Annotated in this window: 11 protein-coding genes; 9 read left to right on the forward strand and 2 right to left on the reverse strand. The window is 68.9% G+C overall.

Annotated features, from left to right (window positions below):
- Positions 1-158, reverse strand: a 158-nt coding sequence (gene rpmG, locus A5659_RS24625) for a 50S ribosomal protein L33 (protein ID WP_067021364.1), incomplete at its 3' end; no start/stop codon positions are given.
- Entirely contained in the window at positions 158-394 is a 237-nt protein-coding gene (rpmB, locus tag A5659_RS24630) for a 50S ribosomal protein L28 (RefSeq protein WP_066872881.1), read from the reverse strand. The genes rpmB and rpmG, both read right to left, overlap by 1 nt.
- 103 nt (positions 395-497) lie before the next feature.
- On the opposite strand from rpmB, the gene mrf reads away from it, so the two are divergent.
- From mrf to A5659_RS24670, 9 genes are all read left to right on the forward strand, one after another.
- Positions 498-1,697, forward strand: a complete 1,200-nt coding sequence (gene mrf, locus A5659_RS24635; protein ID WP_066872854.1) for a ribosome hibernation factor-recruiting GTPase MRF — start codon at positions 498-500, stop codon at positions 1,695-1,697.
- Entirely contained in the window at positions 1,694-1,948 is a 255-nt protein-coding gene (locus A5659_RS24640; protein ID WP_067184896.1) for a type B 50S ribosomal protein L31, read from the forward strand. Before mrf ends, A5659_RS24640 begins: the two co-directional genes overlap by 4 nt.
- An 81-nt stretch (positions 1,949-2,029) precedes the next feature.
- Positions 2,030-2,935: a class I SAM-dependent methyltransferase gene (locus A5659_RS24645; protein WP_066872849.1), complete on the forward strand. Its 906-nt coding sequence runs from the start codon at positions 2,030-2,032 to the stop codon at positions 2,933-2,935.
- 59 nt (positions 2,936-2,994) lie between these two features.
- Complete coding sequence (locus tag A5659_RS28780) at positions 2,995-3,291, forward strand: hypothetical protein (protein ID WP_231998010.1); 297 nt, start codon at positions 2,995-2,997, stop codon at positions 3,289-3,291.
- Positions 3,292-3,524: 233 nt separating this feature from the next.
- Positions 3,525-5,378 carry a type VII secretion system ESX-3 AAA family ATPase EccA3 gene (gene eccA3, locus A5659_RS24650; protein ID WP_067184900.1) on the forward strand — a complete coding sequence of 618 codons (1,854 nt, stop codon included), beginning with the start codon at positions 3,525-3,527 and terminating at the stop codon, positions 5,376-5,378.
- Positions 5,375-7,009, forward strand: a complete 1,635-nt coding sequence (gene eccB / locus A5659_RS24655; protein ID WP_066872842.1) for a type VII secretion protein EccB — start codon at positions 5,375-5,377, stop codon at positions 7,007-7,009. The genes eccA3 and eccB overlap by 4 nt, the downstream gene beginning before the upstream one ends.
- A complete protein-coding gene (eccCa, locus tag A5659_RS24660) occupies positions 7,006-10,983 on the forward strand; it encodes a type VII secretion protein EccCa (protein ID WP_067184903.1) in 3,978 nt (1,325 codons plus the stop codon). The genes eccB and eccCa overlap by 4 nt, the downstream gene beginning before the upstream one ends.
- A 2-nt stretch (positions 10,984-10,985) precedes the next feature.
- Positions 10,986-11,294 (forward strand): PE family protein, encoded by a 309-nt coding sequence (locus tag A5659_RS24665; protein ID WP_066872837.1) that lies wholly within the window; start codon positions 10,986-10,988, stop codon positions 11,292-11,294.
- Positions 11,295-11,296: 2 nt separating this feature from the next.
- On the forward strand, positions 11,297-12,340 hold a 1,044-nt coding region (locus tag A5659_RS24670; RefSeq protein WP_197498196.1), incomplete at its 3' end, for a PPE family protein.

The raw sequence follows: 12,340 nt of genomic DNA on the forward strand, positions 1-12,340 counted from the left end.
TCCTCGCGGAAGTCGACGTGACGGCGGATGACGGGGTCGTACTTGCGCAGCATCAGCCGGTCGGGGTCGTTGCGTCGGTTCTTGCGGGTGATGTAGGTGTATCCGGTGCCCGCGGTGGAGCGCAGTTTGACCAGCTGACGAATCTCGTTGCGGGCCATCAGATTCGCTGCCCCTCGCGACGCAACCGGGCCACGACCGCCTCGATGCCGTCGCGGTCGATCACCTTGATGCCCTTGGCGCTGACGCGCAGCCGGATCCGGCGGTCCTCGGAGGGCAGGTAGTACGTCTTGCGCTGGATGTTGGGGGAGAAGCGCCGCGGGGTCCGGCGATGGGAATGCGACACCGCCCTACCGAAACTCGGTCGACGGCCGGTCACCTGACAGTGGGCGGACACCTGCACCTCCGTTGCGCTTATTGAAAATCGTTTTCGACAAGGCCCGACCCGAACGGTACCGTATGTGGAACCTAGATGAAAACCATTATCAATAAGGAGGACGATGCAGACGCCCGTCATCCTGGTCACCGGCCAGAGGGACACCGAACCCGTCGTGGGTGCGCTGTTGCGCACCCCGGGAACGCTGGTGATCGAGCACTCCTTCGACGGTCATGTGGTGCGCCGAACGACAGCGTCGCTGTCCGACGGCGTCTTGACGTCCAACGAGAGCGGCCTGGAACTCGCGCATGGCTGTATCTCGTGCACCATCCGCAACGACCTGTTGGTGTTGCTGCGTCAGTTGCACCGGCGCGACGACGTCGACCGGATCGTCGTGCACCTGGGGCCCTGGCTGGAGCCCGAACCAATCTGTTTGGCCATCAAGCACGTTCGGGTGCGTGTGGCGCCCGGATACGTCGACGGGCCGGCGGCCCTGGACGTATCGATCGCCGCGGTGGTGGCCTGCGTCGACTCGTCGGCGTGGCTGAACCAGGCGCTGGGTGAGGACGAATTGGACGACGGGCGCACCGAGGCCCAGGTGGTGATCGGGCAAGCCGAATTCGCCGATGTGGCGGTGCTCAACCGTCCCAATCCGTTCGTCGCCGCCGTGCTGCGCCGGTTGTCCCCGCGCGCTCGCCTGCAGGTGGGTGCCGACGGTCTCGAGGATGCGCTGAACAACCTGTATCGCGACGCGCGCCGCGGCCGCAGCGACGACCCGCACGGGCCGCTGCTGGCCGGCCAGCCCCCGCTGGAGTCACGCGGTCCAATCAACTTGGTGGAGTTCGGTTCCCGACGGCCCTTCCATCCGCAGCGCCTGCACGACTGCCTGGATCTGCTGCTCGATGGTGTGATCAGAACCCGCGGGCGGCTCTGGCTGGCCAGCCAGCCCGACCGGGCGATGTGGTTGGAATCGGCCGGCGCCGGGCTGCGGGTCAGCTCCGCGGGCAAGTGGCTGGCCGTGATGGGTGGCCGCGAGCTCGACGGAATCGACGTCGAGCGACGAACTTTCGCCGAGCTGGCCTGGGATGACCGGTACGGCGACCGGCACACGGCGATGACCATCCTGGTGTGCGGCGCGAAACCGGCCGACATCCTCGACGGCCTGCATGGTGCGCTGCTGACCGACGCGGAGATGAGCCGTCCGCGTGACTGGCTCGGTTACGACGACCCGTTCGGTGACTGGCATGAGGAGCCGTGCGGGGAGCGGGCGGAGGCGGCCGACAACGCGGCCCGGCGCATCGGGCAGGACACCGACCCGTCATGAAGCCCGGCGTACATCCCGACTACCACCCCGTCGTCTTCCAGGACGCAACCACCGGTGCGATGTTCCTAACCCGATCGACGCTTGACAGTTCGCGCTCCGTCGAGTGGCAAACACCGCACGGGGCCCGCACCTATCGATTGATAGTCGTCGAGATCACCTCGGATTCACATCCGTTCTGGACCGGCGCTCGCCGCTTCGTCGACAGCGCCGGACAGGTGGAGAGGTTCCACCGCCGCTACGGCCGGCGCTGACGGTCGGTGGCCGCGGCGAGGCCATTCGTGTTGCGCGCCACCGGAACACGCGTGTCGGTGACGCGGCGTAGTGTGGGTCGGATGCGAAGCGAAGGCGATACCTGGGACATCACCACGAGCGTGGGCTCCACCGCGTTGTTCGTGGCAACAGCGCGGGCATTGGAGGCGCAAAAGCCGGACCCGCTGGCCGTCGATCCATACGCGGAGGTCTTCTGCCGCGCCGTGGGCGGTTCGTGGGCGGACGTGCTCGACGGCAAGGACCCCGACCACCAGCTGAAGACCGCTGACTTCGGCGAGAACTTCGTCAACTTCCAGGGCGCCCGCACCAAGTACTTCGACGAATACTTCCGCCGCGCGGCGGACGCGGGAGTGCGACAGGTGGTCGTCCTGGCCGCGGGCCTGGACTCGCGCGCCTACCGCTTGGACTGGCCGGGCGCGACGACCATCTTCGAGCTCGACCAGCCGCAGGTGCTCGACTTCAAGCGCGAGGTGCTCACCGATGCCGGCGCCCAACCGCGTGCCGAGCGCCGTGAGATCGCCATCGATCTGCGTGAGGACTGGCCGCAAGCGTTGCGTGACAGCGGCTTTGATCCCGCCAAGCCGTCCGCATGGATCGCCGAAGGCCTGCTGATCTATCTCCCGGCTGCCGCCCAGGAGCAGCTGTTCACCGGCATCGACGGCCTGGCCGGTCACGGCAGTCACGTCGCCGTCGAGGACGGCGCCCCGATGAAACCCGAGGACTTCGAGGCCGCCGTGGCCGAAGAACGGGCGGCCACAGAGCAGGGCGACGGCCGGGTGTTCTTCCAGCTCGTCTACAACGAGCAGCACGCACCCGCCACCGAATGGTTCGGCCAGCACGGCTGGACCGCGGTCGGCACTCCGCTGGCCGATTACCTGCGCGAGGTCGGGCGTCCGGTACCCGGCCCGGACACCGAGGCCGGCCCGATGATCGCCCGCAACACCCTGGTGCGCGCCGTCCGAGAGTGACACGTCGCAACGAAAACCGGCCGTGATCACGATCGCGGCCGGTTTTTCATGAGTTTTCCGTGAATCGGGCCGGCCGCCGCGGCCGCGGGTTGACCACCCTGACCGGTGACGAGTTCGGCGACGGCCCCTCGGCGCCGATGTTGCCGGGCAGCTGGCAAAGCGATCAGCGCGGAACTTTTGCGGCCCGCCAGCCGACTACTGGCTGCGTGATCGTCGTGCCGGCAATCCGGCAGTGGCGACCGTCGAGCTCACCCCATCGTCAAGGAGTCGCCGCTATGACCGCGCCGGTGCGGACGGTTGCGTCCCCGATCCGCCCGGTCGGGCGGACGGTTCCGGGATGGCCCGGCCCGAGTTGATAATGAAAATGATTTTCATTAAGGTAGGGCCTTGCTGTGAGACCGCCCGACGTGCGGCTGTGAGTATGCCGAAGAAGCGGACAATCACTCCCGAAAATGTCCTCAACAGCGGTAAAAGAAGGGCAGAGCAGTGGTGAGCCGGACAGGGCCAAACGCCTCGACAGTTAGCTTATGCAATGCTAACTTCAGGCGGGTTAAGTTAGGGGAGACTACATACATGAAAAGTCGCGGCCGTGGAACTCGGTGACACCGGCATGCTCACAGCTCAGCCCGTCAATTCGCGGGTGGACGCGCGGGTGGACGAGGACGTCGTCAGCCGGTTCGCCACGTGCTGCCGCGCGCTCGGCATCGTCGTCTACCAACGGCAGCGGCCGGCGGATCTGGCCGCCGCCCGCTCCGGTTTCACCGCGCTGACCCGCATCGCCCACGACCAGTGCGACGCGTGGACCGGCCTGGCCGCGGCCGGCGATGTCTCCCTGCGAGTGCTCGAGGCGGTATCGCGCACCGTGGCGACCGCGGGCACGCTGCAGCGCCAGGTGGACCTGGCGCCCGGCTCGCTGGGCTTCCGCTACGACACGGGGCTGTATCTGCAGTTCCGCGCCGCGACCCCCGACGAGTTCCAGCTCGCCTACGCGGCCGCGCTGGCAACGGCCGGACGATTCGCTGACGCCGACCAGATCGTCGCCGGCCTGACCGCGCGTCGCCCGACGTGGCGCGAGGCCCGCTGGGTGTCCGTCGTCATCAACTACCGCGCCGAGCGCTGGTCGGACGTCGTCAAGCTGCTGACCCCGATCGTCAACGACGCGGATCTCGACGAGGCGTTCTCGCACGCCGCCAAGATCGCGCTGGGCACCGCGCTGGCCCGGCTGGGCATGTTCGCGCCGTCGCTGTCGTATCTGGAGGAGCCCGACGGTCCCGTCGCGGTGGCCGCCGTCGACGGCGCGCTGGCCAAGGCGCTGGTGCTGCGTGCGCACGTGGACGAGGACGCGGCGAGCGAGGTGCTGCAGGATCTGTACGCCGCGCATCCCGAGAACGAGCAAGTCGAACAGGCGCTGACCGACACGAGCTTCGGCATCGTGACCACCACGGCCGCCCGCATCGAAGCCCGCACCGATCCGTGGGATCCCGGAACCGAGCCCAGCGCAGAGGATTTCGTCGACCCCGCCGCGCACGAACGCAAAGCGGTGCTGCTGCACGAGGCGGAACGTCAGCTGGCCGAATTCATCGGGCTCGACGAGGTCAAGAACCAGGTGTCGCGGCTGAAGAGCTCGGTCGCCATGGAACTGGTCCGCAAGCAGCGCGGCCTGGCGGTCGCGCAGCGTGCCCACCACCTGGTCTTCGCCGGCCCGCCCGGAACCGGTAAGACCACCATCGCCCGCGTGGTCGCCAAGATCTATTGCGGCCTCGGGCTTTTGAAGCGGGAAAACATCCGCGAGGTCCACCGCGCCGACCTGATCGGCCAGCACATCGGCGAGACCGAGGCCAAGACCAACGCGATCATCGACAGCGCACTCGACGGCGTGCTGTTCCTCGACGAGGCCTACGCGTTGGTCGCCACGGGCGCCAAGAACGACTTCGGGCTGGTGGCCATCGACACCCTGCTGGCGCGGATGGAGAACGACCGCGACCGCCTGGTGGTCATCATCGCCGGCTACCGGGCCGACCTGGACAAGTTCCTGGATACCAACGAGGGCTTGCGTTCTCGGTTCACGCGCAACATCGACTTCCCGTCGTACGCGCCGTCGGAGCTGGTCGAGATCGCGAACACCATGGCCGAGCAGCGCGACAGCATCTTCGAGCCGGCCGCGCTCGAACACATGGAGGCGTTGTTCACGAAGTTGGCCACCGAGTCGACCCCGGATGCCAACGGAATCTCGCGACGCAACTTGGACATCGCCGGTAACGGCCGATTCGTCCGAAACATCGTCGAACGCTCCGAAGAAGAACGAGAGTTCCGGCTCGACCATTCCGAAAACGCCGGAACGGGCGAATTCACTGACGAGGAGCTGATGACGATCACCGACGACGACGTCGCACGGTCGGTAGAGCCGCTGTTGCGCGGCCTTGGCCTGTCGGTGCCGGCATGACCTCCAATCACGAGTCCGACGACCGCCGTTCGTTCGCGTCGCGCACGCCGGTCAACGACAACCCCGACCAGGTCGAGTACCGCCGCGGCTTCGTCACCCGCCACCAGGTCAGCGGCTGGCGGTTCGTGATGCGCCGGATCGCCTCCGGTATCGCATTGCACGACACCAGGATGCTCGTCGACCCGCTGCGCACCCAGTCGCGCGCGGTGGCCATGGGCGTGGTCCTGCTGGTCACCGGGCTGGCCGGTTGCTTCGTGTTCTCGCTGATCCGGCCCAGCGGCACGGTGGGCACCAACGCCGTGCTGGCCGACCGGTCGACCGCCGCGCTGTATGTCCGTGTCGGCGACGACCTGCATCCCGTGCTCAACCTGACCTCCGCCCGGCTGATCACCGGCCACCCGGTCGATCCCACCATGGTGAAAAGCAGTGAGCTGGACCGTTTTCCGCGCGGCAACCTGATCGGCATCCCGGGCGCGCCGGAACGCATGGTGCAAAACCCGTCTCGCGACGCGAACTGGACGGTGTGCGACGCCGTCAGCGAGCCGGCCCAGGGCGGGCACGCCGCCCACAGCACCGGCGTCACGGTGATCGCGGGCCGCCCGGACAGCAGCGGTGCCCGCGCGGCCACGCTCGCGTCGCGCCAGGCGATCCTGGTCGAGCGTGATGGCAGCACCTGGCTGTTGTGGGATGGCAAACGATCGCAGATCAACCTGACCGACCACGCGATCACGAACGCACTTGGCCTGGGGCAGAACAACTCCGAGATGCCCGCGCCCCGGCCCATCGCGCTGGGCTTGTTCAACGCGATCCCCGAGGGTCCGTCGCTGACGGCGCCCGGCATCCCGAACGCCGGCGCCCCGGCGACGTTCGGCGTGCCCGCACCGATCGGCGCGGTGGTGGTCTCCTACGCCCTGGATCAGAGCTCCTCGGGTGCGCCGCGCTATTACGCGGTATTGCCCGACGGCCTGCAACAGATCTCGCCGGTGCTCGCCGCGATCCTGCGCAACACCAATTCCTATGGGCTGGACCAACCGCCGCGGCTGGGTGCCGACGCGGTGGCCAAGCTGCCCGTGTCGCGGATGCTGGACACCGCGCGCTATCCGGACCAACAGGTCAGCGTGGTCGACGCGGGCAAGTCGCCGGTCACGTGCGCCTACTGGAGCAAGCCGGCCGGGGCCGCGACCAGCTCGCTGAACCTGCTGTCCGGCTCGGCGCTGCCGATCGCCGAATCGATCCACACCGTCGACCTGGTGGGCGGTGGTGCCGCGACGAGCGGTGCGGTGGCCACCCGCGTGGCCCTGGCACCCGGCACCGGTTATTTCACCCAGACCGTCGGCGGCGGCCCGGACTCGCCGGGCACCGGATCGTTGTTCTGGGTCTCCGACACCGGCGTCCGCTACGGGATCGACAACGAGGCCGAGCACTCGGCCGCCGGGCATGGCAAAACCGTTGAGGCCCTTGGCCTTAGCGGGGCGCCCGTCCCCATTCCGTGGTCGGTGCTGTCGCTGTTCGCCAATGGTCCGACGTTATCGCGCGCCGACGCGCTGCTGGCACATGACGGGCTGACGCCCGACCAGAAGCCCGGCCGTGTGGCTGCTGCTGCCAAGGAAGCCGAGGGAGCCCCCCGATGAGCCGACTGATCTTCGAAGCGCGTCGCCGGTTGGCGCCGCCGGTCACCCGCAAGGGGACCATCGCCATCGAGGCCCCGCCCGAGCTGCCCCGGGTCATTCCGCCGTCGTTCCTGCGCCGGGCGATGCCCTATGTGCTGGTGATCCTGATCGTCGGGATGATCGTCGCCCTGTTCGCCACCGGGATGCGGCTGATCTCTCCGCAGACGCTGTTCTTCCCGTTCGTGCTGTTGCTCGCCGCGACCGCGATGTATCGCGGCAACGACAACAAGACGCGCACCGAGGAGGTCGACGCCGAACGCGCCGACTACCTGCGCTACCTCTCGGTGGTCCGCGACAACATCCGCACCCAGGCCGCCGCGCAGCGCGCCGCCGCGCAGTGGTCGCATCCGGAGCCCGCCGCGCTGGCGACCGTGCCGGGGTCCCGCCGGCAGTGGGAACGTGACCCACACGATCCCGACTTCCTGGTGCTGCGGGCCGGGCGGCACCACGTCCCGCTCGCCACCGCCCTGCGGGTCAACGACACCGCCGACGAGATCGACCTGGAGCCGGTGTCGCACAGCGCATTACGCAGCCTGCTCGACACCCATCGCACGGTGCGCGACGTGCCGACCGGAATCGACCTGACCAAGGTATCCCGGATCACGGTGCTGGGTCAGGAAGACGAGGCGCTGGCGGCGCTGCGCGCCTGGATCGCTCAGGCGGTCACCTGGCATGACCCGACCGTGCTCGGGGTCGCGCTGGTGACCCCCGACCTGGAGGGTCCGGACTGGTCGTGGCTGAAGTGGTTGCCGCACATCGACATTCCCGGCGAGCTCGACGGGGTCGGGCCGGCCCGCTTCATGTCGACCAACGCCGACGACCTGGTCGCGAGCCTGGGGCCGGCACTCGTTGACCGTCCGGCGTTCACCGGCGAGCCCGCCGACGCGCTGCGTCACCTGCTGATCGTCGTCGACGACCCCGACTATGACCTGAACGCGTCGACGCTGGCGCTGGGCCGGGCGGGCGTCACCGTCGTGCACCGCAGCGCCACGGCGCCCAACCGCGAGCAGTATTCGGACCCGGAGAAGCCGATCCTGCGCGTCGCCAACGGCGCGATCGAGCGCTGGCAGACCGGCGGCTGGCAGCCCTACATCGACAACGCCGACCAGTTCGGCGCCGACGAGGCCGCGCACCTGGCTCGCCAATTGTCGCGTTGGGACTCCAACCCGACCCACACCGGGCTGCGCTCGGCGGCCACTCGCGGCGCCACGTTCACCACCATGCTGGGCATCTCGGACGCGTCCCAATTGGACGTGCCCACGCTGTGGGCGCCGCGCCGTCGCGAGGACGAGCTGCGCGTTCCGATCGGGGTCACCGCGACCGGCGAGCCGCTGATGTTCGACCTCAAGGACGAAGCCGAGGGCGGCATGGGTCCGCACGGGCTGATGATCGGTATGACGGGTTCGGGCAAGTCCCAGACCCTGATGTCGATCCTGTTGTCGCTGTTGACGACTCACTCGGCGGATCGGCTGATCGTCATCTACGCCGACTTCAAGGGTGAGGCCGGGGCCGACAGCTTCCGCAACTTCCCGCAGGTGGTCGCCGTCATCTCCAACATGGCGGAGAAGAAGTCGCTGGCCGACCGGTTCGCCGACACGCTGCGCGGCGAGGTGGCCCGGCGCGAGACGCTGCTGCGTGAGGCGGGCCGCCGGGTGCAGGGCAGCGCGTTCAATTCGGTGGTGGAATACGAGGCCGCCGTGGCGGCCGGGCACGACCTGCCGCCGATCCCGACGCTGTTCGTGGTCGCCGACGAGTTCACCCTGATGCTGGCCGACCATCCCGAATACGCCGAGCTGTTCGATTACGTTGCGCGTAAGGGCCGCTCGTTCCGCATCCACATCCTGTTCGCCTCGCAGACGCTGGACGTCGGCAAGATCAAGGACATCGACAAGAACACCTCCTACCGCATCGGTTTGAAGGTGGCCAGCCCCAGCGTTTCCCGCCAGATCATCGGTGTGGAGGATGCCTACCACATCGAATCCGGCAAGGAGCACAAGGGCGTGGGGTTCCTGGTGCCCGCACCGGGTGCGACGCCGATCAAGTTCCGCAGCACCTATGTGGACGGCATCTACGATCCGCCGCAGAAGGCCAAATCCTTTGTGGTGCCGTCCATCCCGGAGCCGAAGCTGTTCACCGCCGGACGGGTCGAACCGGATCAGGACACCGTGATCACCGCCCCCGAGGAAGACGAATTCACCGGGCCGCCGCGCAAGCTGATCGCCACCATCGGCGACCAGCTGGCGGGCTACGGTCCGCGGGCGCCGCAACTGTGGCTGCCGCCGCTGGACGAGCCGATCCCGCTGAGCGCCATGCTGGCGCGCGCCGGCGTGCCGCCCCGGCAATGGCAGTGGCCGCTCGGCGAGATCGACAAGCCGTTCGAGATGCGCCGCGACCCGCTGGTGTTCGACGCCGCCTCGTCGGCCGGGAACGTGGTCATCCACGGCGGCCCCAAGTCGGGCAAATCGACCGCGCTGCAGACGTTTATCCTGTCCGCGGCCAACCTGCACTCGCCGCGCGAGGTCACCTTCTACTGCCTGGACTACGGCGGCGGCAAGCTGCGGGCACTCGAAGGCCTGGCGCATGTCGGCAGCGTGGCCTCCGCGCTCGAACCCGAACGCATCCGGCGCACCTTCGGAGAACTCGAGCAGCTGCTGCTGTCGCGGCAGCGGCGAGAGGCGTTCCGGGAGTCCCGCGGCGCGGCCCCCGACGACGGCTTCGGCGAGGTGTTCCTGGTCATCGACAACCTCTACGCGTTCGGCCGCGACAACACCGACCAGTTCAACACCCGAAACCCGTTGCTGGCCAAGGTCAGCGAACTGGTCAACATCGGTCTGGCGTACGGCATCCACGTCGTCATCACCACCCCCAGCTGGCTGGAGGTGCCGCTGGCGATGCGCGACGGGCTCGGGTTGCGCCTCGAGCTCAAGCTGCACGATCCGCGGGACAGCAACGTGCGGGTGGTCGGCGCGCCGCGCCGGCCCGCCGAAGCGGTGCCGCACGACCAGCCCGGCCGCGGATTGACCATGGCCGCAGAGCATTTCCTGTTCGCCAGCCCCGCGCTGGACGCGGAAACAAACCCAGTGGCAGCCATCAACGACCGCTACCCGGGCCTGGCCGCGCCGCCGGTGCGGTTGCTGCCCACCAACCTCGCCCCGGAGTCGGTCGGATCGCTGTATCGCGGGCCGGAGCAGGTCGTCATCGGCCAGCGCGAGGAGGATCTCGCGCCGGTGGTGATCAACTTCGCCGAGAACCCGTTGCTGATGGTGTTCGGCGACAGCAAGTCCGGGAAGACCACGCTGTTGCGGCACCTCATTCGCACGGTCCGCGAGCACTCGACTCCCGATCAGGTGGCCTTCACGGTGCTGGATCGGCGGCTGCACCTCGTCGACGAACCGTTGTTCGCCGACAACGAGTACACGGCCAACGTCGACCGCATCATCCCGGCGATGCTGGGCCTGGCCAACCTCATCGAATCCCGGCGGCCGCCGGCCGGCTTGTCGCCCGCCGAGCTGGCTCGCTGGAGCTTCGCGGGCCAGACCCACTACCTGATCATCGACGACGTGGACCAGATACCGGATTCGCCGGCGATGAGCGGGCCGTACGTCGGGCAGCGTCCGTGGACGCCGCTGCTCGGGTTGCTGTCGCAGGCGGCCGATTTGGGGGTGCGGGTGATCGTCACCGCGCGCGCCACCGGCTCGGGGCACGCGTTGATGACGAACCCGCTGCTGCGCCGGTTCAACGACCTGCAGGCGACCACGCTGATGCTGGCCGGCAACCCGCAGGACAGCGGCAAGATCCGCGGTCAACGATTCGGCCGGTTGCCCGCGGGGCGGGCGATCCTGTTGGGCGACAGCGATGGCCCGACGTACGTGCAGTTGGTCAACCCCTTGATCGGGGAGTCCGTAATGGCAAGTGAAGCGCAACGGGAGGAGTAGAGATGACCTTGCGAGTGGTTCCCGAAGGTCTGGCCGCCACCAGTGCGGCGGTGGAGGCCCTGACGGCCCGGCTGGCGGCCGCGCATGCGGCGGCGGCCCCGGCGATCACGGCGGTGGTGCCGCCGGCGGTCGATCCGGTGTCGCTGCAAACCGCCGTCGGATTCAGCGCTGCGGGCCAGGAGCACTCCGCCGTGGCGGCCCAGGGTGTCGAAGAGCTGGGCCGCGCCGGCGTCGGCGTCGGCGAAGCGGGCGCAAGCTACCTCGCCGGAGACACCGCGGCCGCTGCGACGTTCGGAATCGCGGGCGCCTGACCATGACCGCCCCCATCGCGCCCATCTGGATGGCGTCGCCACCCGAGGTGCATTCGGCGTTACTGAGCGCCGGTCCAGGGCCGGGGCCGCTGTTGGCGGCCGCCGGCGCGTGGACCGCGCTCAGCGCCCAATACGCCTCGGCGGCAGCCGAACTCAGTGGGCTGTTGGGGGAGGCCCAGGCCGGCGCCTGGGAGGGGCCGAGCGCCGAGCAGTACGTGGCGGCCCACCTGCCGTACCTGGCGTGGTTGCAGCAGGCCAGCGCCGACAGCGCGGGGGCGGCCGCCCAACAAGAGGTCGCGGCCTCGGCGTACACCGCCGCCTTGGCGGCCATGCCGACGCTGGCGGAACTGGCCACCAATCACACCGTGCACGCGGTGCTGGTCGGGACGAATTTCTTTGGCATCAACACGATTCCGATCGCGGTCAACGAGGCCGACTATGCACGGATGTGGGTCCAGGCCGCCGCCACCATGGGCACCTACCAGGCTGTGTCGGGCTCGGCCCTGGCCGCCGCGCCGCGCACCACGGCGGCGCCGTCCATCGTCAATCCCGGTGGGCAGGCCAACAGTCTGGCGGCCAACGCCTCGCAGAACAGCCCCGGGGACTGGTGGCAGAACTTCATCCAGCAGTTGTCGAAGTTCCTGCAGGACTTCTTCCAGAACATTCAGCAGATGCTGCAGGACTTCTTCTCGAACCTGCCGGCGTTCCTGGCGGCCAACGGGCCGCTGCTGTTCTTCGTTGCCTACCAGGTGTTCTTCAACGCCGTTGGCTGGCCGACCTGGGGCGCGATCCTGACCGCGCCGTTCCTGATTCCGCTGCTGCTGGGCATCGGGCTCAGCTCGTTGCTCACCACGCCGGTCGAGGCCGCCGCCCCGGAGGCCGCCCCCGCCGTGGTGGCTCCGGTGCTGACGTCGAACAAGCCGCCGTCCATGCTGCCGGCGGTCGCGCTGGCCCCGACGATGCCGGCCCCAGCCGGGGCCCCGGCCACCACGGTCGCCGCGGGTTCCGGGGCGCCGGCCGCGCCGGCGCCGGCGGCCGCGGCCAGC

It is taken from the genome of Mycobacterium sp. 1165196.3 (assembly GCF_001673415.1).
In the GTDB taxonomy this organism is placed as follows: domain Bacteria; phylum Actinomycetota; class Actinomycetes; order Mycobacteriales; family Mycobacteriaceae; genus Mycobacterium; species Mycobacterium europaeum_A.